A 25,783-nucleotide genomic window follows, 5' to 3' on the forward strand; every position below is an offset into this window, starting at 1 on the left:
CCAGCGAGGTGAGCATGTTCCGGAAGATCCTTGTCGCGAATCGTGGTGAGATCGCCATCCGCGCTTTCCGCGCGGCGTTCGAGCTCGGGGCCCGGACCGTGGCGGTCTATCCCCATGAGGACAGATACTCGCTCCACCGGCTGAAGGCCGACGAGGCCTACGAGATCGGCGTCAAGGGTCACCCGGTGCGTGCCTACCTCGACGTCGACGAGATCATCCGCGTCGCGCGTGAGAGCGGGGCAGACGCCATCTACCCGGGCTACGGCTTCCTGTCGGAGAATCCGGAACTCGCGGCGCGCGCCGCCGAGGCGGGCATCGCGTTCATCGGTCCTTCCGCACGCGTGCTCGAGATGGCGGGGAACAAGGTCACGGCCAAGGGCCACGCGGTCGCCGCAGGCGTGCCGGTGCTGCGATCGACCGACGCCTCTGACGACATCGACGCTCTCGTGGCCCAGGCAGGCGACATCGGCTTCCCCGTCTTCGTCAAAGCCGTCGCCGGTGGTGGGGGACGCGGGATGCGGCGCGTCGCCAGCCCCGACGAGCTCGCGCCGGCCCTCTCCGAGGCCATGCGCGAGGCCCGGAGTGCCTTCGGCGACGCGCGCGTCTTCCTGGAACAGGCCGTGCAGCGACCCCGCCATGTCGAGGTTCAGGTGCTCGCCGATGCCACGGGGGAGACGGTTCACCTCTTCGAGCGGGACTGCTCGGTGCAGCGGCGTCATCAGAAGGTCATCGAGATCGCGCCGGCTCCCAATCTCGACGACGAGACGCGGGCCGACCTGCACCGGCACGCGATCGCCTTCGCGACCTCCATCGGCTACGTGAACGCCGGCACCGTCGAGTTCCTGCTCGAGACCGCCGGCCCCCGGGCGGGCGAGATCGTCTTCATCGAGATGAACCCCCGCATCCAGGTCGAGCACACGGTGACCGAGGAGGTCACCGACGTCGACCTGGTCCAGTCCCAGATGCGGATCGCGGCGGGGGAGAGCCTCGCGCAGCTCGGCCTCACCCAGAACCGCATCCAGCTGCGCGGCGCGGCTCTGCAGTGCCGCATCACGACCGAGGACCCGGCTCAGGGGTTCCGCCCCGATACGGGGAAGATCACCACCTACCGGTCGCCCGGCGGGGCCGGCATCCGTCTCGACGGCGGCACGACCGCCGCCGGATCTCAGGTGAGCCCGCACTTCGACTCGATGCTCGCCAAGCTCACCTGCCGGGGCCGCGACTTCGGCGCCGCGGTCGTTCGCTCGCGCCGCGCCCTCGCCGAGTTCCGCATCCGTGGCGTCTCGACCAACATCCCGTTCCTGCAGCAGGTTCTCGACGACCCGTCTTTCGCTCGCGGTGACCTCAGCACGTCGTTCATCGACGAGCGCCCCGAGCTGCTCGAGGGACGCGCGTCCAAGGACCGCGGATCGAAGATCCTGGGTTGGCTCGCCGACACCACCGTCAACCGCCCGCACGGTTCTACTCCGACGAGCGTCGACCCCCGGAGCAAGCTTCCGCGGATCGACCTCGCTGCGTCGCCACCGGCGGGCTCGCGTCAGCGCCTCCTCGAACTCGGGCCAGTGGGGTTCGCCGAAGCCCTGCGCCGCCAGACCTCGCTCGCCGTGACGGAGACGACCTTCCGCGACGCGCACCAGTCGCTTCTCGCGACCCGCGTGCGGACAAAGGACCTCGTTGCGGTCGCCCCCGCTGTTGCGCGGCTCACTCCTCAGCTTCTCTCCGTCGAGGCGTGGGGCGGAGCGACCTACGACGTGGCGCTCCGCTTCCTCGGCGAAGACCCCTGGGAACGGCTCGACAAGCTCCGTGACGCGCTTCCCAACGTGGCGCTGCAGATGCTGCTGCGCGGCCGCAACACCGTCGGGTACACCCCCTACCCGACAGCCGTCACGCAAGCCTTCGTTCGGGAAGCGGCGGATGCGGGTGTCGACATCTTCCGGATCTTCGACGCACTGAACGACGTCACGCAGATGCGGCCCGCCATCGACGCCGTCCTCGAGACCGGAACGACGATCGCCGAAGTCGCGCTCTGCTACACGGGAGATCTGCTCGACCCGAGCGAGGACCTCTACACCCTCGACTACTACCTCCGTCTCGCCGAGGAGATCGTCGAAGCGGGAGCGCACGTCCTCGCCATCAAGGACATGGCCGGGTTGCTGCGGCCGGCCGCAGCGTCGCGCCTGGTCTCGGCGCTGCGCGAACGGTTCGATCTCCCCGTCCACGTCCACACGCACGACACCGCCGGCGGGCAGCTGGCGACCCTTCTGGCCGCGAGCGCAGCGGGGGCGGATGCCGTCGACGCGGCGTCCGCGCCCATGGCGGGCACGACCAGCCAGCCGTCGCTCTCCGCTCTCGTGGCCGCCCTCGCGCACACTGACCGCGACACGGGGCTCGACCTCGATGCGGTGTCGGACCTCGAGCCTTACTGGGAAGCCGTGCGGCACATGTACCGGCCGTTCGAGTCCGGTCTGCCCGGCCCCACCGGCCGGGTCTACCGCCACGAGATCCCCGGCGGCCAGCTCTCCAACCTGCGGCAGCAGGCCATCGCCCTCGGGCTCGCCAACGATTTCGAGCTCATCGAGGACATGTACGCCGCGGCGAACCGGATCCTCGGCCGGGTTCCGAAGGTCACGCCGTCGTCGAAGGTCGTGGGCGACCTCGCCCTGCATCTGGCAGCCGTCAAAGCCGATCCCGAAGCCTTCGCCGCCGACCCGGGTGCGTACGACATCCCGGAATCGGTCGTCGGCTTCATGGCGGGCGAGCTCGGCGACCTGCCGGGCGGATGGCCCGAACCGTTCCGGTCGAAGGTGCTCGCCGGGCGCACCGTGCGACCCGCTGTCACCGACCTGTCGGCAGCGCAGGCGGCGGACCTCGACGCGGATTCCGCAACACGACGGCGCACGCTGAACGCGCTGCTCTTTTCCGCGCCGACCCAGGAGTTCGACCGGGTACGCGAGACGTACGGTGACCTCAGCGTGCTCGACACCGCGGACTATCTGTACGGGCTCGTTCCCGGCGCCGAGCACGTCGTCGAGATCGAGAAGGGCGTCCAGCTCTACGTCGGGCTCGAGGCCATCGGCGAGGCCGATGACAAGGGCATGCGCACGGTCATGGCGACCCTGAACGGGCAGCTGCGGCCGGTCTTCGTCCGCGACCGCGGGATCAGCGTCGAGGCCCGCCAAGCAGAGAAGGCCGATACCGCGATTCCCGGTCAGGTCGCGGCTCCGTTCTCGGGCGTCGTCACGCTCAAGGTGGCCGTCGGCGATGCCGTCGAGGCCGGGGCGCCCGTCGCGTCGATCGAGGCGATGAAGATGGAAGCGGGCATCACGGCGCCCGTGGCGGGCGTCGTCGAGCGGCTCGTCGTCGATCCGACCGCAGCGGTCGAAGCCGGTGACCTTTTGGTCGTCGTCCGGCCCGGCGGGTAGCCTAAGGGGTCGGGCGCGAGCTCGAGACCTGGGAGTGGACGCAGCAAAACATGCCTGAGCGCAACGAGAATCAGCCCGAAGAGACCGATCCCGCGGTCCTCGCCGACAGCGAGAGCATTCACACGACGGCGATCGGGATCATCGGCGGCACCGCGCAGGTCGACGTCGCGCTTCCCGTCGCGGAAGACGACCTCGATGACGACGACGTCATCGACGGCGAGGTCGGCGACGAGCAGCTGACGACCGGCGACATCCCCCTCGGGGCGGGACCGGGCGAGCCGTACGACGATGCCGACGCGTCAGAGGATGACACATCGCGTGCTTCCGACGACGAGGCGGGCGTCGGCGAGCACGCGACTCCAGACCACGACGACGACCTCGCGGCGCCGGATCGGTCGAGCGACGGCGAGCCGGACGACGAGGTGACGGAGGCCGAAGCAGCCGACCTCGTCGTCGACGACGACGACATCGACGTCGCGACCGATGAGGACGTCGCGACCGACGACGACGTCGCGACCGATGACGACGCAGCCGAGCCGGCCGACGAGGTCGTCACCGCCACGATCGACGACGAGGACGCGGAGACCGACGGTCAGGACGACTCGGAACCGATGACCGCGGGTGCAGCCGGCGAGGCTCTGGACGTGCGTGATGAGTCCGGCGACGCGACGGACGCCGCCGTCGAGCACGACGCCCCGAGGCCCGACGTCGGAGAAACGCTCGAGGGCGGTGCCGTCGTCGCGACGGTCGTGCCGACCTCCACCCCGATCACCGGGACCGTGCCGACGACGCGCCGGCAAGCGCACCAGGCCGCCGAGCAGGTGCGTCACGCCAGCGAGCGCGTGTCCGTGGCACGTACGACCGAGCCCGTCCTCCAATCGCGACGTATCGGCGACCTCGAGCCCGGGCGCGAGTCCGCCGACCTCCTCACGGCCGAACGTCTGCTCGACCCCTCGCAGGTCGTGCGAGCCGATCCGGAAGGCCGTTGGCAGCGGCTGCTGTACAGCGTCTCCGGCCATCGCATCAACCTCGGCGACGGAAAGCGCGCGCGGGCGCGGAAGGAGCTCGACCGACGCATCGCCGCGCCGCTGGTCGGTGGCGCGAAGTTCGTCCCCGTGCTCTCGCGCAAGGGCGGCGTCGGCAAGACGACGGTGACGACCCTCCTCGGCATGGCTCTCGCAGATGCCCGCGATGACCGCGTGATCGCCATCGACGCCAATCCCGACCGTGGCACGCTGGCCGATCGCATCGGCCGAACGAGCGGGAAGACCGTGCGCGATCTGGCGCGTGCACGCGGTGAGGTAGTCGGCTTCAACGACCTCTCCGCCATCGTCGCGCGCGACGAAACCCGGCTCGACGTGCTGGCCTCCGACGCCGATCCGCACGTATCCGAAGCGTTCAGCGATCACGATTACGAGGATGTGGCCGCGATCGCGGCGCACTATTACTCCATCGTCCTCACCGACACGGGCACCGGGATCGTGCATTCCGTGATGGGCGCGACTCTCGGACTGTCCGACCAGATCGTCGTCGTCGCCGGTCTCTCGGTCGACGAGGCCCGGCTGGCCTCCGAGACGTTGACGTGGCTCGAATCCAACGGTTTCGCCGACGCCGTGAAGAACGCCGTCGTGGTGCTCAACACATCCCGTCCGGGAACGCCGATGGTTCGCGCGGAAGAGTTGGAGACGCACTTCGCCACGCGCGTGCGCTCCGTCCTGCGCGTTCCGTACGACCCGCACCTGGCGGCGGGGAGCGCGGTCTCGTTCCGCGACCTCGAGCCGGCGACCCGCGAAGCGGCGCGCAAACTCGCGGCGAGCGTGGTCGAAGGTCTGCGTCTGGGAGGGGCGGCCTGACATGACGGTTCGCGCGATCCGCTTCTTCGGCGACCCGGTCCTGAAGTCGCCGGCAGCTCCGATCGAGACGATCGACGACGGTGTGCGCTCGCTCGTCCAGGACCTCCTCGACACCGTCGAGCTGCCCGGTCGTGCGGGCGTCGCCGCTCCGCAGATCGGCGTGGGCCTGCGCGCGTTCAGCTACAACGTGGACGGCGTCATCGGCTACATCCTCAATCCGCGTCTCGTCGAGGTCTCCGGTGAACCGTCTCTGATCGGCGAGGGATGCCTCTCGGTACCCAACCTGTGGCATGACACGCTCCGGCACCCGTACGCGCGCGCCGTGGGCATCCATCTCGACGGCGAAGAGATCGTCCTCGAGGGCGAGGGGCTGATGGCGCAGGCCCTGCAGCACGAGTGCGATCATCTCGATGGCATCCTGTACCTCGACCGGCTCTCGCCCGCCGAGCGTCGGATCGCCATGCGCGAGGTGCGCGAGTCGTCCTGGTTCTGACGCGTCACGCAGAAGCGGGGCCCGGCCGGTCATCACCAGCCGGGCCCCGCTTCTGCGTCATCCGATCATCCGAGCGGGACGTTGCTCGTCTTCACCGGTTCGTCGTAGATGTCGGAGATGGCGTCCGAGAAGTCGGTGAGGATGACGTTGCGCTTGATGCTCATCTTGGGCGTCAGGTGGCCGCTCGCCTCGGTCCACTCCGTGTCGAGGATCGTGAACTTGCGGATCGACTCTGCGCGCGAGACGTTGCGGTTCGCCTCGTCGATCGCGCGCTGGACCTCGGCGCGGACCTCGGCGTTCTTCGCCGCGTCGGCGAGGGACATGTCTCCGGAGAGGCCGTTATTCGTCAGCCAGGTCGGCAGCATCTCCGGGTCGAGCGTGACGAGCGCGGAGATGAAGGGCTTCTGATCGCCCACGACGACGACCTGGCCCACGATCGGATTGGCGCGGATGGGATCTTCCAGCACGGCGGGGGCGACGTTCTTGCCGCCGGCGGTGACGATGATCTCCTTCTTGCGTCCGGTGATCGTGAGGAAGCCCTCGTCGTCGAACGATCCGATGTCGCCGGTCTTGAACCAGCCGTCGTTGAACGCCGCCTCGGTGGCCTCGGGGTTGCGCCAGTACTCCGCGAACACGTTGATGCCGCGCACCTCGACTTCGCCGTCCTCACCGAGGCGGACTCCGACGCCGGGCAGGACCGGCCCGACCGTGCCGATCTTGGACTTCGTCGCGAGGTTGACCGTCGCGGGAGCCGTCGTCTCGGTGAGTCCGTAGCCCTCGAGGATCGTGACGCCGAGGCTGTGGAAGAAGTGGCCGAGGCGCGGGCCCAGGGGAGCGGATCCCGAGACGGCGTAGGTGACGCGGCCGCCCATGGCGGCGCGGAGCTTGCCGTAGACCAGCTTGTCGAAGACACGGAACTTGAGCTTGGTCAGCAGCGGGATGCTCTTGCCCTCCTGCTTCAGCCGCGAGTGATCGATCGCGACCTGCGCGGCGGCGCGGAAGATCTTGCCCTTGCCGCCGGCTTCGGCCTTCTGCTCCGCCGAGTTGTAGACCTTCTCGAACACGCGCGGGACCGCGAGCAGGAAGGTCGGCTGGAACGTGCCGAGAGCAGGCAGCAGCTGCTTGGTGTCGGGCTGATGCCCGGTCTTGACCCCGGCATGGACATTGAGGATCGAGATGAAGCGAGCGAAGACGTGAGCCGTGGTGATGAACAGCAGCGTCGATGCGCCGCCGGGGTGGTTGACGACCTCTTTGAGTGCTTCGCCGGAGTTTCGGGCGAGCTCGACGAAGTTGCTGTGGGTCAGCACACAGCCCTTCGGGCGCCCGGTCGATCCCGAGGTGTAGATGAGCGTCGCAATGTCCGAGCCGACGGCGAGGTTCCGTCGCCGCTCGATCTCCTCGTCGGACACGCCGCCCCCGCTCGAGCGCAGCGTGTCGAGATGTCCCGAAGCCATGACCCACACCTCGCGGACGAGGGGCACGGTCGACCGGATCTCGTCGATGCGACCCGCGTGGTCGGCCGACTCCGCGATCGCGAATGTCGCGCCCGAGTCGCCGAGGATCCAGGCGATCTGCGACGCCGAGCTCGTCTCGTAGACGGGGACCATCACGGCGCCGGCGAAGAAGATCGCGAAATCGACGAGCGTCCAGTCGTACGTGGTGCGGGCGATGAACGCCACCTTGTCGCCGGGCTCGACACCGGCGGCGACGAGACCCTTCGCCAGCGCGATGACTTCGCGTTGGAACTCGGCCGCGGAGATGTCTCGCCAACCACCGTCGTGCGGCACGGCGAAGAGCGCTCGCGACGGGGTCGCGGCGACCCGGTCGACGAGGAGATCGGTGATGTTCGCGTCAGGGTCGGCTGGAACGACAGCGGGGACTTCGAACTGGACGGCGCTCATGGGCGGCAACTCCTTCGGTACCGGAAGCGTCTGGCAGGGTACAGACACTCTATCGGCCGCCCGGCCGCCGAGCCCGCGCGCGAACGCGGTGCCCCATTAGACTTTGCGGGTCGCCGCCGGACGGCCGACGGAAAGGACCACGCGTGCTCAACATCGGCATCGACATCGGCGGAACCAAGATCGCCGGAGGTGTCGTCTCCGCCGACGGGACGATCGTCGACCGCATCCGCGTCGACACCCCCGCCGACACCGACGCGCTGGCCGACGCCGTCGCTGACATGGTGCGGCACTTCCGCGCATCGCACGACGTCACCGCTGTCGGCGTCGCTGCCGCGGGATTCCTCGATCGCACCCGGTCGATCATGCGCCACGCCCCGAACATCGACTGGGTGGAGCACCCGCTGCGAGCCGAGCTCGAGGCGCGCGTCGGCGTCGCCGTCGTGCTCGAGAACGATGCCAACGCCGCGGGGTGGGCGGAGTACCGCTTCGGCGCCGGCCGCGGCAGCTCCAACATGGTGATGCTGACCCTCGGCACCGGCGTCGGGGGAGCGGTCATCATCGACGGGCAGCTCCTCATCGGCGGTCGAGGAGCGGCGGGCGAGCTCGGCCACGTGCGGTTCGAGCGCGGCGGGCGCCTGTGCGGGTGCGGCCTGAAGGGATGCCTCGAGCAGTACGCCTCGGGACGCGCGCTGCAGCGCGAGGCGGTGGCCATCGCGGACGACCTCGAGCTCGGTGCCGGGCTCGCGCAGGTGCGCGACGAGCACGGTTCGATCCCGGGCGACGCGATCTCGCGCCTGATCCTCGCCGACGATCCCGGAGCGCTCGAGGCGCTCCACCGGGTCGCGACGGCGCTGGGCGAGACCGCGGGCGGGTTCCAGGCGACGCTCGACCCCGAGATCTTCGTCATCGGCGGCGGCGTCGCCCAGCTCGGCGAGACGCTCCTCGCGCCGGTCCGGGCGGCCTACCGTGGCGCGCTCCCGGGCGGCGAGAACGCGGCTCCCGCCGACTTCGCGATCGCGACGCTCGGCAACGACGCGGGCCTGATCGGCGTCGCCGATCTGGCCGGGGGGCGGTGACCGGTGTTCTACTGGCTGATGAAGTACATCTTCATCGGACCCGTCGTGAAGGCGATCTTCCGGCCCTGGATCGTGGGGCGCCGTAACGTCCCGGCATCCGGTGCGGCGATCTTCGCCAGTAACCACCTCTCTGTGAGCGACTCGATCTTCCTGCCGCTCATGATCGACCGGCCGATGTCGTTCCTCGCCAAGAGCGACTACTTCACCGGAACGGGCCTCAAGGGCTGGGCCACTCGGGTGTTCATGAAGGCGACGGGTCAGATCGCCATCGACCGGACGGGGGGCAAGGCGTCCGAAGCCTCGCTCAACACGGGACTCCAGGTGCTGGGCCGCGGCGATCTGCTCGGGATCTACCCCGAGGGCACGCGGAGCCCCGATGGCAAGCTCTACCGCGGACGTACCGGATTGGCGCGCATGGCGCTCGAGGCCCGCGTGCCCGTGATCCCCGTCGTCATGGTCGACACCGACGCGGTCATGCCCATCGGGCGCAGCATCCCCCGGGTCGGACGGGTGGGAATGGTCATCGGCGAGCCGCTGGACTTCTCTCGTTTCCAGGGGATGGAGAGCGACCGGTACGTGCTGCGCTCGGTGACCGACGAGATCATGGTCGCGCTGCAGCGGCTGGGCGAGCAGGAGTACGAAGACGTGTACGCATCGTCGGTCAAGGAGCGCGCAGCGCAGCAGCAGGCCTGATCGTCACACGGCCGGCGGGGTGTCGGCCGAGCACTAGACTTGGCGCGTGCCTACGCTGGATTCACTCGACTCGTGGCGCGATCTTCCCATCAAGCAGCAGCCGGCGTGGAACGACCCCGACGCCGTGGCTGCGGTGTCGGCCGAGATCGCGACGCTCCCGCCCCTCGTCTTCGCCGGTGAGGTGGACATCCTCCGCGAGCGCCTCGCGCGCGCGGCATCCGGAGAAGCCTTCCTCCTGCAGGGCGGTGACTGCGCCGAGACGTTCGCCGGCGCGACCGCGGAGAAGATCCGCAACCGCATCAAGACGGTGCTGCAGATGGCGGTCGTGCTGACCTATGGCGCCTCGATGCCCGTCGTCAAGATGGGTCGCATGGCCGGGCAGTTCGCCAAGCCCCGCTCGAGCGACACCGAGACGCGCGGCGACGTCACGCTGCCGGCGTACCGCGGCGACATCGTCAACGGCTACGACTTCACCGCCGCCTCGCGTCAGCCCGACCCAGCCCGGCTGCTCAAGGGCTACCACACGGCCGCGTCGACGCTGAACCTCATCCGCGCGTTCACGCAGGGTGGGTTCGCCGACCTGCGCGAGGTGCACTCGTGGAACAAGGGCTTCGCGTCGAACCCGGCGAATGCCCGTTACGAGGGCCTCGCGGGAGAGATCGACCGAGCCATCAAGTTCATGGAGGCGGCCGGGGCCAACTTCGACGAGCTGCGCGGCGTCGAGTTCTACACGGGCCACGAGGGCCTGCTGATGGACTACGAGCGCCCGATGACGCGCATCGATTCGCGGACGAACACGCCGTACAACACGTCGTCGCACTTCCTCTGGATCGGCGAGCGCACGCGCGAGCTCGACGGCGCGCACGTCGACTACTTCTCGAAGATCCGCAACCCCATCGGGGTGAAGCTCGGCCCCACGACGTCGACCGACACCGCGCTGGCGCTGATCGACAAGCTCGACCCCGAGCGCGAGCCGGGTCGCCTCACCTTCATCACTCGTATGGGGGCGGGCAAGATCCGCGATGCGCTGCCGCCGCTGCTCGAGGCCGTGAAGGACTCGGGCGCGACGCCGCTGTGGGTCACCGACCCGATGCACGGCAACGGCATCACGACGCCCACCGGCTACAAGACGCGTCGCTTCGACGACGTCGTCGACGAGGTGCGCGGCTTCTTCGAGGCGCACCGTGCGGTGGGCACCTTCCCGGGCGGCATCCACGTCGAGCTCACGGGTGACGACGTCACGGAGTGCCTCGGCGGCTCCGAGATGATCGACGAGGCGACGCTCGCCACGCGGTACGAGAGCCTGTGCGACCCGCGTCTGAACCACATGCAGAGCCTCGAACTGGCCTTCCTGGTCGCCGAGGAGCTCGAGAAGCGCTGAGCTCCGGGCTCCGCGGCCGCGCGAGAGCGCACATCCGCACGGTTGTGGGGTCTCCCCACCGTGCAGATGTGCGCTCTCGCCGTTCCCGGCTGTGGAGAGCGCTGGGTCGGCGAGGCCTGCTCCCGCCCGCGAGTCGCTGTTGCGCGTCGCGCACCGGCTGCCCCTCGAGTACCAGGGGGTCGAGCACCGCACCTTGCGGCGACGGTGGCTCGACGACCTCACGCGCGTTCAGCTGTTCGAGGATGCCGGGTACCGGGTCATCGGCGCGCGGCGGCGGAGAGGGTCAGCCGGTCGCGGTGATCTGCAGCGTGATCGTGGTGCCGCGCACGTGCTTGCTGCCACCGGCGGGGTCTTGAGCGGTGACCTTCGTCAGTCCGTCCGGCCAGATGTTCCACAGCGCGGAGAAGCTGACCTCGAAGCCGGCGTCGCGGAGCGTCTGTGCGGCCGCATCGCGGGTCTGTCCGACGACGCTCGGCACCTCGAACAGCGGGGGACCGCTCGAGACGATGAGCGTGACGACGTCACCCGGCCGCCAGTTGCCTTCCTCACCGCGGTCGGCGATGCCGATCACATCGCCCTTCGCGATGCGCTCGCTCGCCTCGGTGCGGGTCTCGCCCGACACCTCGAGTCCGGCGTCCGTCAGGATTCCGGTGGCACGGTTGACGCTCTGGCCCGCGACGTCGGGCACGGCACCCCGAGAGACCAGCAGTGCGGCTGAATCGCCCTGGCGCAGCGTGCATCCACCGGAGCAGTCGACCGGTTCGCCACCCCCCGCAGGCGTGCCGGAAGCGCGGATGACGGTGCCGTCGGCGACATCCGGATCGAACTCCGCGTCGGCATCGTCCGAGACGGCGATGACGTTCTGGCGGAGGATCTCGCGCGCTGCGTCTTCGGTCTGACCCGACAACGCGGGTATGGAGACTTCCGCCGGGCCCCGCGAGATCACGACCGTCACGACCGCCTCTCGATCGAGCCGGGAGCCGGGGTCGGGGTCGGTGCGGATGGCGAGCCCCTCTGCGACGTCGAGGCTGTTCTCGCCGGTCTCCTGGGCCTGGAGTCCCTGTGCCATGATGGCGGCTTGCGCATCGGCGAAGCTCGTTCCGCGCACATCGGGAACGGCGACCAGCGAGCCCGGCCCCGAGCCGAACCACCATCCCGTGCCGCCGGCGAGAGCCGCCAGCAGAAGCACGATCGTGACGAGCCAGGCGCCCTTCGTCCGGTTGCGACGTGCGTGTCGGCGCAGCCGGGTCGCGTTGTCGACATCCGTCGTGACGGGGGGCGCCGTGAACGTCCCGGGCATCACCTTCGTGAGCTCGCCGGAACCTTCGCCGTCGTCGTCGATGACCACCACCGGCGCGCCGGACGGCGCCGTGCGCACGACCTGGGGGAACACCCCGAGTTCACGCTCGATCTCTCGCAGCCGATCGAGCATGACCTTGGCGTCGAGGGGACGCTCGTCGGGCTCGCGTTCGGTCGCCCACAGCACCAGCTCGTCGAGCTGCTCGGGCACCCCCGGGTTCTTCGCGCTCGGGCGCGGGACCGAGTCGGTCGCGTGCTGGTAGGCGATCTGCATCGGTTGCTCGCCCTTGTAGGGCTGCTCGCCGGCGAGCATCTCGTAGAGCATGATGCCCAGGGCGTAGATGTCGCTGCGGGCGTCGGCCGTGCCCCGGGTGACGAGTTCAGGTGCCAGGTAGGCGATCGTGCCGAGCAGCATCTGCCCGGTCGCGGTGTTCGCCGTCGTGGCCCGAGCGAGGCCGAAGTCGCCGATCTTGATGCGACCGTCCTCGGCCAGCAGGACGTTCTCCGGTTTGACGTCGCGATGCACGATCCCGGCGCGGTGGGCGGCGGCGAGACCGGACAGGATCGCATCCATGATGGTGATCGTCTGAGGGATCGTCAGACGCTTCTGCTCGCGCAGCAGCTCACGCAGAGTGATGCCCGGGAGGTACTCCATCACCAGGTAGGCCATCTCGCCGTCCTGGCCCTGGTCGAAGACGTTGACCACGTGCGGATCGGCCAGACGCGCCGCAGAGCGGGCCTCCTGGATGAAGCGGCTCTGGAAGACCGAGTCGTCCGACAGATGCCCGTGCATGACCTTGAGTGCCACGCGTCGCTCGAGTCTGAGGTCGGTCGCGACGTAGACCGTGGCCATGCCGCCACGGGCGATGCGAGCGCGGACGCGATACCGCTGGTCGACCAGTCGGCCGATCAGCGGGTCGGTCTGCTGGCTCATGCTCACGGAGCGATTCTACGGAGCGGATGCTGCGAGCCCGGGCAACGGCTCACCCTCGTGCGTCGGCGACATGGCTTCCGAGCGTTCTCGGAGTCAGCCGAGTGCGGCGAGCCAGCGATAGGCCTGCTGCTCCCACTCGCCGTAGCGCTCGGGGTAGGCGGAGATCTGCACGGCCTGCGCGGCGTCGGTGAAGGCGAGGCTCTCCCACCCCGGGATATCGAGCAGTCCGCGCGTCGCGGTGCCGTTGGGATCGGCCGCGCCGCCGTAGAACGTGGCGATGGAGCGAGCGGGATCGCTCACCTGATCGGGGGTGCCCCACCCGGTGCTCGGACGCTGCTGGAAGAGGCCGAGCGAGTCGCGGTCGCCCCAGTCGAGGTTGCGGATCCACGACTCGACCATCGCAGTCGCCAGGGCGATCGCGATCCCGCGGTCGGGAACGCCGCGTTCCCGACCGACCTGGATGATCAGCCGCGCGTTGGTGATCTGCTCCGCGTCGAGGCCGAGGTCGGGGAGAGCGGCGGTCTGGACGGCGGGTGCTGCGGCGGCTCCCGGGATCACGAGCTGCTGGCCGGGATAGATGATCGAGGAGCGGTCGAGCCCGTTCGCCGCGAGTACGGCGTCGAGGCCGAGACCGTGAGCGGCGGCGATCGCCGACAGCGTGTCGCCTGCCGACACGGTGTGCGCCGCGGCGGCGATCGGCACGGACTGCGAGGCGTCCGCGGCTGCGGGCGCCGGGGTCGGGGCGGCCGAGGGCGACCCCGGGACCGCGAGCGTCTGACCGGGGAAGATCACGGCACCGTCCGCGAGCCCGTTCGCTGCCAGGAGTGTGGCGACGTCGACGCCGTGAGCCTGAGCGACCGACCACGGGGTGTCGCCGCTCGCGACGGTATGGGTGAGTCCCGTCGAGGTGGTCTGGGCTACGGGGACCGCAGCCGGCGTCGCCGAGGCGCCCGGCTCCGCGCTCAACCGGATGCGGTCGCCGGGGCGGATGACCGACGACCAATTCAAACCGTTCCAGGCCAGGAGATCGACCGTGCGGAGTCCGTAAGCGGACGCGATGCGGCTGACGGTGTCGCCGAGCACGACGGTGTGCTCTGCGGGACGCGACGAGAGCGGGCGCACCGGGCCCGCGGTGCCGACCGTGGCGGCTCGGAACGACACGCCGGGGACCGCGTCGCGCTGGGCGGTCTCGGTCATCGGCGCTGCCGTCGCCGGCTGCGCGGTCAGGCTGAGCGCGATGGAACCGACGACGGCGGGTGCGACGGCGCTACGCAGGCGTGGTCGCGGGCGGTGCGGGGGAGAGTTCGAGTCGCGGCGCACGGAGGGTCCCTTCTCGGAGGTCTCGGAAACGCTGACATGTTGCTGTGAGAGGTGTCAACCGAAGTGACTGCTGTGACTCGTGTGAAAGCCGACCCGACGGCGGGCCGGGACGCCGATCGGAAGTGACATAGTGAAGGGGTGAGCACTCCCGATTACCCCGCCGTTCCCCTGTCCTGGCTGACACTGCCCGAGGTCGTCGAGCTGACGGGCGAGACGCTCAGCCGCGTCCGGCGACTGCTGGATGAGAATCACCTCATCGGCTCGCGTCGGGACGGAACGCTTCGCGTGCCGGAGGCCTTCTTCCTCGACGGCGCGCCGCTGTCGTCGCTCCGGGGCACCATCACCGTGCTGCACGACGCCGGGTTCTCGGACGACGAGGCGATCGACTGGCTGTTCACCACCGAGGACTCCATCGGCGCCGCTCCCATCGCCGCCCTGCGCGCAGGACGGAAGACCGAGGTCCGCAGGGTCGCGCAGACGCTCGCCTGACCGGAGCAGAGGCTCCGGACGCTCAGGCGGTCCGCTGGATCGCGGCCTGTCCGATCTCTCGGAGCGTTGCGATCTCGGCACCACCGATCAGCGCGTCATCGAGCGCCGCATCGGCTGCGGCGGCGAGCTGCGCGATCTCCTGTTCGAGGCGCTGGACGGCGCCGCTCTCGTCGATGACCCGCTGCAGGCGTCCGATGGTCGCCTCGTCGAGTGCCCGGTCGCCGAGCGCAGCATCGAGGTCGGCGCGGCCGTCGGCGTCCATCGCTTCGCGCGCGTAAGCGATGAGGACGGTCCGCTTGCCCTCGCGGAGATCGTCGCCGGACGGCTTGCCCGTCACCGCGGGGTCGCCGAAGACGCCCAATACGTCATCGCGCAGCTGGAAGGCGAGACCGACGGAGTGGCCGAACTCAGCGAGGGCCTCGCGCTGGGCCGCGGTGGCGCCGCCGAGTGCCGCGCCGATCAGGAGGGGCTGCTGCACGCTGTATCGAGCGGACTTGTAGGACGCGACCCGCAGTGCTCGGGCGGCGTGCTCGTGGTCGGGTGCCGTGGCCCACGCGGCCTCTTCGGCCACGTCCAGATACTGCCCGACCGTGACATCGCGCCGCATCGTCGCGTACTGGCGGCGGACGTCCGACGCGAAGCGGTGTCCGTCGACGGCCTCTTCGAGGAGGTCGTCGCTCCAGGCGATGAGCAGGTCGCCGAGCAGGATCGCGGCGGCCCGTCCGAACGCGTCGGCGTCACCGAGCCAGCCGGATCGGCGATGCGCCTCCTCGAGGGCGCGATGGGCGGCGGGGCGTCCTCGTCGCGTGTCCGAGTTGTCGACCAGATCGTCGTGCACGAGCGCGGCCGCATGGAAGATCTCCAGGGAAGCGGCGACACCTGCGATGTCGGCGTCGTCGGAAGAGACCCCGGCCACCGCGTGCCCAGCCGTGAGGAACCGCGCGCGGAGCCGTTTGCCGCCGGCGACGGCGGCGAAGGCGCGGTCGACGAAATCGACCGCTTCGGCCCCGAGATCGGCGGCCTCGGCCCGCCGTTCCGCCGCGAAGCTTTCCAGTCGCTGGGAAACGGTCGAGATCGGGTCGGCGGAGCTCGTCACAGGCCTAGCCTAGTTCTCATCAGCGCGCGTAGAATCGGGCGCATCGGTACCCGAACAGAGGGGGATGCATGCCACTGTCAGAACAGGAGCAGCGGCTGCTTGACGAGATGGAACGCCATCTCATGCGCAATGAAGCAGACGTCGTCAGTGCTCCGCGCGAAGGTCAGTCCCTCAGCTACCGCAACATCGTTTACGGTGCGGTGCTCGTCCTCCTCGGTCTCGGCGGTCTCATCGCCGGCGTCTCGAGCAGCATCATCGCGATCGGCGTCGTGGCCTTCCTCGTCATGGTGGGCGGGGTGGTGCTGGCGCTGACGCCCTCTCGCAACGGAACAGCGAGCCGACCGACGGCGACCACCGGCACGCGAAAGCCCGCCGCCCGGTCCTCGAATTTCATGGACCGGATGAACGACCGCTGGGACCGCCGCAACGGCGAACGCTGACGCATCCCGCTTCTCCTCAGAGCACCGACCTTCGGGTCGGTGCTCTTTTTTGTGCCCTGGGGAGGAATGGGTGCTGTGGCCATAGTGAAGTGGAGGAAAGTGGAGTAAAGTGGTGGCCACCGACGGGCCGGGAGGGGGTGGTGGAGCACCATGCTTCTCGGCACGCACACCCCCAAGCTCGACGAGAAGGGCCGCGTCATCCTCCCCGCCAAATTCCGCGACGACCTCGGCCCCGGTGTCGTCGTCACGCGCGGACAGGAGCGGTGCCTCTACGTGTTCAGCACGGTGGAGTTCGAGCGTGTCTACGAGCGCATCCGCGAAGCGCCTCTCACGAACAAGCAGGCGCGTGACTTCCAGCGGATGTTCCTCTCCGGCGCGAGCGCGGAGAAGCCCGACAGCCAGAACCGCATCACCGTGCCGCCGCACCTGCGCACCTACGCCGGGCTGGGGCGCGAACTGGTCATGACCGGTGTCGGCGCGCACGCCGAGATCTGGGACGCGGATGCCTGGAACGCCTACGCCGCAGGCAACGAAGACGCCTACTCCGACATGGAGCAGGAGGTGATCCCGGGACTCTTCTGACCCGTGGCCGTGATCCTCAGCCGCTGGCCCTGACGCACTTCCCCGGTGTCAGGTCGCAGCGGAGGGGGATCAGGGCTCCGGGACCCGTCCCGCCACGACCATGACGAACGACGACATCCACACCCCCGTCCTGCTCGACCGCTGCGTCGAGCTGCTCTCGCCCGCGCTCGACCGCGAGGGCGCCGTCGTCGTCGACGCGACCGAAGGCATGGGCGGTCACTCCGAAGCGCTTCTCGAGAGGTTCCCCGGCGTTCGGCTCGTCGGGCTCGACCGTGACACCGACGCCCTGCGCATCGCGGGGGAGCGCCTCGCCCGGTTCGGAGACCGCGTCGACCTCGTCCACACCGTCTACGACGGCATCCGCGAGGCCCTCGATTCGCTCGGCATCCGGCGCGTGGACGGCATCCTCTTCGATCTGGGTGTCTCGTCCCTCCAGCTCGATGAGGCCGAGCGGGGGTTCGCCTACGCGCAGGATGCTCCTCTAGACATGCGTATGGATCAGACTGCGGGCACGACCGCGGCAGAGATCCTCGCGACCTACAGCGAGGGCAACCTGCGGCGCATCTTCGAGCGCTACGGCGAGGAGAAGCTGGCAGGGCGGTATGCGCGGGCCATCATCGAGGCGCGGGGCCGGTCGCCGCTGACACGATCAGGTCAGCTCGTCGACGTCCTCATCGCCGCGACCCCGGTCGCCGTGCAGCGCGACCGTTCCGGGCACCCCGCGAAGCGCGTGTTCCAGGCTCTGCGCATCGAGGTCAATGCCGAGCTCGCCGTGCTCGAGCGCGCGCTGCCGGCGGCGCTCGACGCGCTGGCCGTCGGTGGACGCATCGTCGTGATGTCGTACCAGTCGCTCGAAGACCGCGCGGTCAAGCGCGTGCTCGCCGAGGCGTCGTCATCGACTGCCCCCAGCGGCCTGCCCGTCGAGCTCCCCGAGCATGCGCCGCGGTTCCGGCTGCTGGTCCGCGGCGCGGAACTGGCGTCCGAGGAAGAACGTGAACGCAATCCCCGCGCGACGCCGGTCCGGCTGCGTGCGGCGGAACGGATGAGGGAGGCCTCGTGACTGCCGACAACACCGCCCGCATCCCATCGCCGCTCGGCGACGACTTCTTCGCGAGCGTTCCCGGTCGCCTGCCGCGCGAGGGGGAGCGGGAGCGTCAGCGCGATCTGCGCCTCGTCGCCGGCGCTTCCCGTCGCCGTCGCCCGCGCATGCTCTACGGCGTCATCGCCGTGTCGGGCGCGGTGCTCATCGGGGCGGTGCAGATGGGGTTGTCGATCCTCACGACCCAGACCTCGTATGAGATCTCCTCGCTCTCGCAGCAGCAGCGGCAGCTCACCTGGCAGAAGCAGATCATCGAGGATGATCTCGCGGGACTCGCCTCACCTCAGTACCTCGCGGCCAATGCGACCGCCCTGGGCATGGTGATCGCCGAGTCTCCGAACTATCTGCGACTCAGCGACGGCGCCGTGCTCGGATCCGCCAGCGCCGCGGGCGCGCACTCGAACGTCGACGCCCTCGGCCGCGCCGCCGTCGCCAATTCGCTCGTCGCCGGCGTCCCGCTGGTCACCGATCCCGCTGCCAGCCTCGAGACCGGCACGAGCACCGACGAGCTGGTCGGTGCCGATCGAGCGACACCCCCGCCCATCGCCGACGGATTGCCCGCCCCGACCACACACTGAGACACATGACGACACGAGCCACCCGCAGTCCGCGCCGCCGTACGGTCGTCGCACTCCTCGTCGTCCTCACCGTCCTTGTCGCGTTCATCGTCCGGCTCGTCGACATCCAGGTCGTCAACGCCGAGGAGCACGAGGCCGACGCCCGCAACCTCGCGATGGAGGCCGGGACCGACCTGTTCGGGACGCGCGGCGACATCACCGACACCAACGGCGCGACCCTCGCCACGACGACCTCCGTCTACGACGCGAAGATCGACCCGAAGCTGGCGATCGAGGGGATCAAGCGCAAGAACGACGACGGTCAGACGGTCACGGTCACCTGGCCCGAGCTGGCCGCCGAGATCGCCGCCGTGACCGGGCAGGATGCCGCCGAGGTCGAGGGCATCGTCACGACGGCCGTCGCCGCCGACCCGGAGTCGCGATTCGCGTACCTCGAGCGGGGGATCTCGACGGCCCAGTACCGCGCTCTCGCCGACCTGAAGCTCCCGTTCGTCGGGTTCGACCCCCACCCCCACCGGACCTACCCCGACGGGGCGGTGGCGGGCAACGTCATCGGTTTCGTCGGCTCGGACGAAGCGCCGCTCGAGGGCATGGAAGCCCTGCAGAACTCGTGCCTGCAGAGCAGCGACGGCAAGGTCCGCTACATGCGCAGCCTCGACGGCGTCGTCATCCCCGGGACGGAGATCGAAGACCCCGCCCCGGTGAACGGCGGGACGCTCCGCCTCACGATCGACCGCGACCTGCAGTGGTACATGCAGCAGCTCATCGCGGAGCAGACGCAGAACCTCGGCGCCGAGAGCGGCTCGATCCTCGTGGTCGAGGTCGCCACGGGGAAGATCCGCGCCGCTGCCGAGTACCCCAGCGTCGACCTCAATGACATCGCGGCATCCGATCCCGCGGACCGGGGCAGCCGCCTCTTCCGCGACTCGTACGAGCCGGGATCGACCTTCAAGCCGGTGACGGCCGCGACCGCCATCGAAGCGGCGGGGCTGACCCCGCTCTCGACCGCATGGTCACCCGATCGGATGGAATTCCCCAACGGAGCCGTCGTCAACGACTCGGAGCACCACGAGGCCCAGAACCTGACGCTCACGGGAGGGCTCGTCACGTCGTCCAACGTCGCCCTGTCGCAGTTCGGTTCGCAGGTCGACCCCGAGACCCGGCTGGAGTACCTCAAGAAGTTCGGTGTCGGAGAGGGCACCGCGCTCAACTGGTCGGGTGAACCCAAGGGCACGTACATCCCGACCGACCAGTGGGACAGCCAGACCTACTACACGACGACGTTCGGCCAGGCCTTCACCGTGACGGCGCCGCAGGTGGCATCGGTGTATCAGACGATCGCCAACGGCGGTGTGCGCGAGCCGCTGAGCCTCGTCGAGTCCTGCACGGCGTCGGACGGAACAGTGACCGAGCCGGATCTTCCCGAGCCGGTGCGCGTGATCAAGGAGAGCACCGCCAGCCAGGTGAGCGAGATGCTCGAGAACGTCTTCGCTCAGGGGACCCTCGCGGACGACATCGCGATCCCCGGGTACCGTATGGCGGGCAAGACGGGAACCGCTCAGAAGGTCGATCCGAACACCGGCGCGTACAAGGACAACCTGTACTACACGTCGCTAGTCGGCTACGCACCCGCCGACGATCCGAAGTATGTTGTCCTGACGGCATTCGACGAGCCGAAGACCCTGCGCCTTTCGGCAGCGAACCGGCCGGCGTTCCAGAAGGCGATGACCCAGGTGCTCAAGCACTACCGGATCATGCCGTCCGACTCGCAGACGCCACTGCTCCCCGTGACCCAGTGATGCGCATCAGCGCGTCCGAGGATTGAACATGATCTCCCTTCCGTTGTCCGACATCGCTCGAGTGCTCTCCGGCACCCTCCACCTCGCCGGGAGCGACGCTCCCGACACCCGGGTCGAAGGGACGGTCGACACGGACTCGCGGAACATCGGTCCGGGCGACGTCTTCGTGGCCAAGCCGGGCGAGGCGACCGACGGTCACCTCTTCGTGCCGGCGGCCGCCGAGGCCGGAGCCGCGCTGGCGGTCGTCGAGCACCTCGTCGACGCCGAGATCACGCAGATCGTCGTCGCCGACGCCGTGACGGCGCTGGCTGACCTCGCTCGCGAGGTCGTCGGACGCGTGCGCGCGACGGGTGATCTCCGCGTCGTGGGGATCACCGGCTCCAACGGCAAGACCACGACGAAGAACCTCCTCGCGCGCATCCTCGAGGGGGAGGGGCCGACGGTCGCGCCGCGGGCGTCGTTCAACAACTCCGTCGGTGCGCCGTTGACCATGCTTCGTGTCGCCGCCGACACGCGTTTCCTCGTTAGCGAGTTCGGTGCGGACGGCTCGGGTCAGATCGCACGTCTGGCCGGTCTCGTGACCCCCGACGTCGGAGTGGTCCTCATGGTCGGCATGGCGCACGCGGGCGGGTTCGGCGGCGTCGAGGCGACGCTGAAGGCCAAGACCGAGCTGGTCGAGGCGGTCCGTCCCGGCGGCGTGGCCGTCCTCAACGCCGACGACGCGCGCGTCGCGACGATGGCTGCGGTCGCGGAGGCTCGTGACGTCCGCGTCCGCTGGTTCGGGCGGGGCGCCGCGGCAGAGGTGCGTGCGGACGACGTCGAGGTGGATGCATCGGGGACCTCGTGCGTCGTCGTGGTCGGCGACCAGCGGATGCCGTTGCGGTTGCGGGTCCTCGGCGAGCATCACGTCATGAACGCGTTGGCCGCGATCACCGCGGCTCTCGAGCTCGGGGTCGCGCTCGAAGACGCCATCGCGCGGCTCGAGACGGTCGAGCTCGCAGAGCGCTGGCGGATGCAGCCGCTCGGGTCGGAGTCCGTGCGCATCATCAACGACGCCTACAACGCGAGCCCCGACTCGATGGCCGCAGCTCTGCGCACTCTCGCGCAGATCACGCAGCCCGGCGAGCGCAAGGTGGCCGTGCTCGGTGCGATGAGCGAGCTCGGTGAGTTCGCCGGTGACGAGCATGATCGCGTCGGCCTCCAGGCCGTCCGCCTCCGCATCGAGCGGATCGTGGTCGTCGGCGCCGAGGCGCGACGCCTGTACCTCGCTGCGATCGGCGAGGGGTCGTGGGACGGCGAGGCGGTGTTCTTCGCCGACGCCGATGCCGCGTACGACTACCTCATCGAGGAGCTGCGGGCGGGCGATCGCGTGCTGGTGAAGTCGTCGAACTCCGCGGGGCTGCGGCACCTCGGTGATCGTCTGGGAGAATTCTTCTCGTGAGATCTCTGCTGACGGCCGCGACGATCTCGCTCGCGTTCACACTCTTCCTGACGCCCCTGTTCATCCGGATCTTCGAGAAGCTCGGCTGGGGCCAGGTCATCCGCACGCCGGACGACGCGACGAACCCGAGTCACCACGCCAAGCGTGGAACGCCCACGATGGGCGGAATCATCTTCATCGTCGGCACGATCGTCGGCTACCTCGTGGGCACGCTCACCGGCGGGGCGCCGCCATCGATGTCGGGTCTCCTGGTCATCTGGATGATGGTCGGGCTGGGAATCGTCGGGTTCATCGACGACTACATGAAGGTGCGCTCACAGCGCAGCCTGGGGCTGTCCGGATGGCGCAAGGTCGCCGGCCAGGTGATCGTGGCAGTCTCCTTCGGCATCCTCGCCCTGCTCGTGCCCAACGACGGCGGCGAGCCGGTCGGTCGCCCCTTCATCTCGCTGTTCCGCGACATCGACTGGTTGTCGTTCATGGCGCTCGGCGGTGTCGCCGGCTGGCTTCTCTACCTCGCGTGGATCTCGTTCCAGGCGGTGGCCTGGTCGAACGCGACGAACCTGACCGATGGACTCGACGGGCTCGCGACCGGCGCGGGCATCTTCACCGTGTCGGCCTACAGCCTCGTCACCTTCTGGCAGTTCCAGCAGCGCTGCGCGAGCGGTGCTCTCGTGCCGGCGTACGAGTCCGCCTGCTACACGACCAACGACCCGATGGATCTCACCATCATCTCGGCATCCTTCGTCGGCGCGCTCGTCGGGTTCCTCTGGTGGAACGCGCCCAAGGCCAAGATCTTCATGGGTGACGTCGGATCGATGGCGATCGGCGGGGTCATCGTCGCTATGGCCGTGCTCTCGCGCACCGAGCTGCTCGCGGTCATCATCGCCGGCGTGTTCATCATCGCGCCCGGCTCGGTGATCCTCCAGCGCTACTACTTCAAGGCCACCGGCGGTAAGCGCCTGTTCCTCATGAGCCCGTTCCACCACCACCTCGAGATGCGGGGGTGGCCCGAGGTGACGATCGTCGTCCGGATGTGGATCATCGCCGGAATGCTGGCGGTCGGCGGCGTCGGTCTCTTCTACGTCGCATGGCTGGCAGCGGTATGACCACCCGTCTGGACAGCCTCACGAGCTGGCACGCTGACTGGCGCGGACTCCGCGTCGTCGTCCTCGGGCTGTCGGTCACCGGCTTCTCCGTCGCTGACACCCTCGCCGAGCTCGGCGCCGATGTGCTCGTTGCCACCGAGGGCGCGGATGCCGAGTACGCGCGGCTTCTGCCCGTCATCGGCGTCTCGCTCCATGACGGCTCCTTGCAGAGCGTCCCGGAGAGGGTCGTCGCGCACACGCCGGAGGTCGTGATCGCATCCCCCGGGTTCCCCCCGCACCACCCGGTGATCCGCTGGGCCCGCGAGAACGGGATCGCCGTCTGGGGCGACATCGAGCTCGGGTGGCGCGTGCGCGACAAGGTCGTCCGTCCTGACGGCAGCCCGGCTGACTGGGTGCTCATCACGGGCACGAACGGCAAGACGACCACGACGCAGCTCACCGCGGCCATGCTCGCCGCCGGCGGCCTGCGGGCCGCCCCGTGCGGCAACATCGGCGTCCCGGTGCTCGACGCCGTCCGCGATCCGGGTGGTTTCGACGTCCTCGTCGTCGAGGTGTCGAGCCATCAGCTCTGGTACCTCGGCCTGGCCGAGGGCCCCGACCGGCTTTCGCCTCACGCGAGCGTGTGCTTGAACCTCGCGGACGATCACCTCGAGTGGCATGGTTCATTCGAGGCGTACCGCGACGCGAAGGCCGTCGTGTACGAGAACACCCGCGTCGCGTGCGTCTACAACAAGTCGGATGCAGCCACCCGCGAAATGGTCGAGGAGGCCGAGGTCGTCGAGGGCTGCCGCGCCATCGGGTTCGACCTGGGGGTTCCGGGCCCGAGCGATCTCGGGGTCGTCGACGGGATCCTCGTCGATCGAGCCTTCCATGAGGACCGGCGTTCGTCGGCTCTCGAACTGACGACGGTCGTCGAGCTCGCGGCGCGCGGCCTCGCGGCTCCTCACATCGTCGCGAACATTCTCGCCGCGGCGGCCCTCGCTCGCTCGCTCGATGTCGAGCCCGCCGCCATCCGCGAGGCGGTGCTGGCGTTCCGCCTCGACCCGCACCGGATCGAAGTGGTCGCTCGCGTGTCGGGCGTGACCTGGGTGGATGACTCGAAGGCGACCAACCCGCACGCGGCGGCCTCGTCGCTCGCCGCCTTCCCGGGCGCGATCTGGGTCGTGGGCGGGCTCCTCAAGGGCGTCGACATCTCCGAACTCGTCGCGGGACGAGGTGCGGCGACCAAAGCGGCCATCGTCATCGGCGAGGACCGCACCGCCGTGCTCGCCGCGTTCGCGCGACACGCCCCCGCGGTTCCGGTGATCGAGGTCGAGGCGACTCAGACTGAGGATGTCATGGCACGGGTCGTCGAACTGGCGGCCGGCGTCGCCGGTGACGGGGATGTCGTGCTCCTCGCACCCGCTGCGGCGTCGTTCGATCAGTTCGCCTCCTACGCAGACCGCGGTCGTCGCTTCGCGGAGGCCGTGCGCGAACGGATCGGAAGGGGAGACGGTGACCACGACGCCGAGCCGCCCGACGCCCCCGCCGAAGAAGCTCGCTGACGACGGTCAGACGCGGAGCGGCTTCGCGGCGCGTGTGTCGCTGGGGCGCGTGTTCGCGCCGGTGCCCAGCGAATTCCTGCTGCTCGCCTCGACCGCCCTCATCCTGACCGGCTTCGGCCTCGTGATGGTGCTGTCGGCGACGATGGCGACGGCCAACGCGAGCCCCTTCGAGACGGTGCTGAAGCAAGCGGTGTTCGCGCTGCTCGGCATCCCGCTGATGTTCATCGCGAGCCGGATGCCGCTGCGGTTCTGGAAACGCATCGCGTGGCCGGCCCTCGTCGCCGGCATCCTTCTGCAGCTGCTCGTCTTCGTGCCCGGCCTCGGCGTCCGCAACGATGGAAACACCAACTGGATCTCGGTCTTCGGGTTCCAGGCGCAGCCGTCGGAGTTCCTCAAACTCGCCCTCGCCGTGTGGTTGGGCTTCGTGCTCTACCGGAAGCAGACGCTCCTGTCGAAGTGGCAGCACGTGTTCATCCCGGTCGTTCCCGTCGGCGCTCTGGTGATCGGCACCGTCATGGGCGGTCACGATCTGGGCACGGCGATGATCCTCATGGCGATCCTCCTCGGCTGCCTCTTCTTCTCCGGCGTCAAGCTTCGGCTCTTCGTGATCCCGTTGATCCTGGTCGTGGCTGCTGCTGCGGTGTTCGCGGTCACGAGCCCGAACCGCATGGCGCGCATCATGAGCTTCCTCAACGTCGACTCGACCGACTGCTACTTCGCCGATGCGGGTTCGTGCTACCAGCCCCTCCACGGGATCTGGGCGCTCGCGAGCGGCGGCATCTTCGGTCTGGGGCTCGGCAACTCGCGCGAGAAGTACCAGTGGCTGCCCGCCGCCGCGAATGACTACATCTTCGCGATCGTGGGGGAGGAGCTCGGCCTCATCGGCTGCGCCGTCGTACTCGCTCTCTTCGCGCTCTACGCCGTCGGGGCTTTCCACATCGTGCGCAAGACCCACGATCCGTTCGTGCGGATCGTCTCGGGCGGCATCACGATCTGGATCGTGGGTCAGGCGCTCGTGAACATCGGCGTCGTCCTGCGCATCTTCCCGGTCCTGGGCGTGCCGCTGCCCTTCATGTCGCAGGGCGGGACCTCTCTCGTGTCGGGTCTGCTGGCGACCGGGGTTCTGCTCTCGTTCGCGCGGACGCTGCCCGTTCGCGCTCCGGCGCTCGAGGTCGCCTCGGGGGCGCGACCGGTGCGTCCCGCGGGCGCCGAGGCACGCTCGGCCCGCCGGTAGGCT

Annotated in this window: 20 protein-coding genes; 16 read left to right on the forward strand and 4 right to left on the reverse strand. The window is 69.4% G+C overall.

Annotated features, from left to right (window positions below; translation table 11 throughout):
• Nucleotides 1–14 precede the first annotated feature (14 nt).
• The 3 genes from VC184_RS05305 to def are packed head-to-tail and all read left to right on the forward strand — an operon-like array spanning nt 15 to nt 5,768.
• Nucleotides 15–3,422: a pyruvate carboxylase gene (locus VC184_RS05305; protein WP_282502366.1), complete on the forward strand. Its 3,408-nt coding sequence runs from the start codon at nt 15–17 to the stop codon at nt 3,420–3,422.
• A 50-nt stretch (nt 3,423–3,472) separates the two neighbouring features.
• Nucleotides 3,473–5,275, forward strand: a complete 1,803-nt coding sequence (locus VC184_RS05310; protein WP_323987489.1) for a MinD/ParA family ATP-binding protein — start codon at nt 3,473–3,475, stop codon at nt 5,273–5,275.
• Between the two features lies 1 nt (nt 5,276).
• Nucleotides 5,277–5,768, forward strand: a complete 492-nt coding sequence (gene def, locus VC184_RS05315; protein WP_323987490.1) for a peptide deformylase — start codon at nt 5,277–5,279, stop codon at nt 5,766–5,768.
• Nucleotides 5,769–5,833: 65 nt separating this feature from the next.
• Here the strand turns inward: def and VC184_RS05320 are convergent, their stop codons facing one another.
• The gene (locus VC184_RS05320; protein ID WP_323987491.1) at nt 5,834–7,669 is read right to left on the reverse strand and encodes an AMP-dependent synthetase/ligase; all 1,836 of its coding nucleotides are present in this window, start codon (nt 7,667–7,669) and stop codon (nt 5,834–5,836) included.
• Between the two features lie 143 nt (nt 7,670–7,812).
• Here VC184_RS05320 and VC184_RS05325 point away from each other — a divergent pair, with 143 nt between their 5' ends.
• Genes VC184_RS05325 through VC184_RS05335 form a run of 3 tightly spaced genes read left to right on the forward strand, consistent with a single transcriptional unit; the run spans nt 7,813 to nt 10,819 of the window.
• Nucleotides 7,813–8,745, forward strand: a complete 933-nt coding sequence (locus tag VC184_RS05325; protein WP_323987492.1) for an ROK family protein — start codon at nt 7,813–7,815, stop codon at nt 8,743–8,745.
• A 3-nt stretch (nt 8,746–8,748) separates the two neighbouring features.
• Nucleotides 8,749–9,438, forward strand: a complete 690-nt coding sequence (locus tag VC184_RS05330; RefSeq protein ID WP_112613924.1) for a lysophospholipid acyltransferase family protein — start codon at nt 8,749–8,751, stop codon at nt 9,436–9,438.
• Nucleotides 9,439–9,484: 46 nt separating this feature from the next.
• Nucleotides 9,485–10,819, forward strand: a complete 1,335-nt coding sequence (locus tag VC184_RS05335; protein WP_112613926.1) for a class II 3-deoxy-7-phosphoheptulonate synthase — start codon at nt 9,485–9,487, stop codon at nt 10,817–10,819.
• Between the two features lie 283 nt (nt 10,820–11,102).
• On the opposite strand, the gene pknB is transcribed toward VC184_RS05335, so the two are convergent.
• Both pknB and VC184_RS05345 read right to left on the reverse strand, forming a co-directional pair.
• On the reverse strand, nt 11,103–13,058 hold the full coding sequence (gene pknB / locus VC184_RS05340) for a Stk1 family PASTA domain-containing Ser/Thr kinase (protein ID WP_274177627.1): 1,956 nt from the start codon (nt 13,056–13,058) through the stop codon (nt 11,103–11,105).
• Nucleotides 13,059–13,145: 87 nt separating this feature from the next.
• Nucleotides 13,146–14,249 carry a LysM peptidoglycan-binding domain-containing protein gene (locus tag VC184_RS05345; protein WP_456085783.1) on the reverse strand — a complete coding sequence of 368 codons (1,104 nt, stop codon included), beginning with the start codon at nt 14,247–14,249 and terminating at the stop codon, nt 13,146–13,148.
• Between the two features lie 261 nt (nt 14,250–14,510).
• Here VC184_RS05345 and VC184_RS05350 point away from each other — a divergent pair, with 261 nt between their 5' ends.
• Nucleotides 14,511–14,861 carry an Rv2175c family DNA-binding protein gene (locus VC184_RS05350; RefSeq protein WP_323987494.1) on the forward strand — a complete coding sequence of 117 codons (351 nt, stop codon included), beginning with the start codon at nt 14,511–14,513 and terminating at the stop codon, nt 14,859–14,861.
• Between the two features lie 22 nt (nt 14,862–14,883).
• On the opposite strand, the gene VC184_RS05355 is transcribed toward VC184_RS05350, so the two are convergent.
• Nucleotides 14,884–15,957, reverse strand: a complete 1,074-nt coding sequence (locus VC184_RS05355; protein WP_323987495.1) for a polyprenyl synthetase family protein — start codon at nt 15,955–15,957, stop codon at nt 14,884–14,886.
• 68 nt (nt 15,958–16,025) lie between these two features.
• Here VC184_RS05355 and VC184_RS05360 point away from each other — a divergent pair, with 68 nt between their 5' ends.
• From VC184_RS05360 to ftsW, 9 genes are all read left to right on the forward strand, one after another.
• A complete protein-coding gene (locus VC184_RS05360) occupies nt 16,026–16,397 on the forward strand; it encodes a DUF3040 domain-containing protein (protein WP_112613936.1) in 372 nt (123 codons plus the stop codon).
• A 150-nt stretch (nt 16,398–16,547) separates the two neighbouring features.
• Nucleotides 16,548–16,979 (forward strand): division/cell wall cluster transcriptional repressor MraZ, encoded by a 432-nt coding sequence (mraZ, locus tag VC184_RS05365; RefSeq protein ID WP_023951570.1) that lies wholly within the window; start codon nt 16,548–16,550, stop codon nt 16,977–16,979.
• 100 nt (nt 16,980–17,079) lie between these two features.
• A complete protein-coding gene (rsmH, locus tag VC184_RS05370; protein WP_112613938.1) occupies nt 17,080–18,039 on the forward strand; it encodes a 16S rRNA (cytosine(1402)-N(4))-methyltransferase RsmH in 960 nt (319 codons plus the stop codon).
• Nucleotides 18,036–18,656 (forward strand): hypothetical protein, encoded by a 621-nt coding sequence (locus VC184_RS05375; protein ID WP_112613940.1) that lies wholly within the window; start codon nt 18,036–18,038, stop codon nt 18,654–18,656. The genes rsmH and VC184_RS05375 overlap by 4 nt, the downstream gene beginning before the upstream one ends.
• A gap of 5 nt (nt 18,657–18,661) precedes the next feature.
• Nucleotides 18,662–20,455 carry a peptidoglycan D,D-transpeptidase FtsI family protein gene (locus VC184_RS05380; protein WP_114587907.1) on the forward strand — a complete coding sequence of 598 codons (1,794 nt, stop codon included), beginning with the start codon at nt 18,662–18,664 and terminating at the stop codon, nt 20,453–20,455.
• Between the two features lie 28 nt (nt 20,456–20,483).
• Nucleotides 20,484–21,896 (forward strand): UDP-N-acetylmuramoyl-tripeptide--D-alanyl-D-alanine ligase, encoded by a 1,413-nt coding sequence (locus tag VC184_RS05385; RefSeq protein WP_323987497.1) that lies wholly within the window; start codon nt 20,484–20,486, stop codon nt 21,894–21,896.
• The gene (gene mraY, locus VC184_RS05390; RefSeq protein WP_112613946.1) at nt 21,893–23,002 is read left to right on the forward strand and encodes a phospho-N-acetylmuramoyl-pentapeptide-transferase; all 1,110 of its coding nucleotides are present in this window, start codon (nt 21,893–21,895) and stop codon (nt 23,000–23,002) included. The genes VC184_RS05385 and mraY overlap by 4 nt, the downstream gene beginning before the upstream one ends.
• Nucleotides 22,999–24,546 carry a UDP-N-acetylmuramoyl-L-alanine--D-glutamate ligase gene (gene murD / locus VC184_RS05395; protein WP_323987498.1) on the forward strand — a complete coding sequence of 516 codons (1,548 nt, stop codon included), beginning with the start codon at nt 22,999–23,001 and terminating at the stop codon, nt 24,544–24,546. The genes mraY and murD overlap by 4 nt, the downstream gene beginning before the upstream one ends.
• The gene (gene ftsW / locus VC184_RS05400; RefSeq protein ID WP_323987500.1) at nt 24,497–25,780 is read left to right on the forward strand and encodes a putative lipid II flippase FtsW; all 1,284 of its coding nucleotides are present in this window, start codon (nt 24,497–24,499) and stop codon (nt 25,778–25,780) included. Before murD ends, ftsW begins: the two co-directional genes overlap by 50 nt.
• Nucleotides 25,781–25,783: the final 3 nt, after the last annotated feature.

It is taken from the genome of Microbacterium plantarum (assembly GCF_035231185.1).
GTDB classification, from domain to species: domain Bacteria; phylum Actinomycetota; class Actinomycetes; order Actinomycetales; family Microbacteriaceae; genus Microbacterium; species Microbacterium plantarum.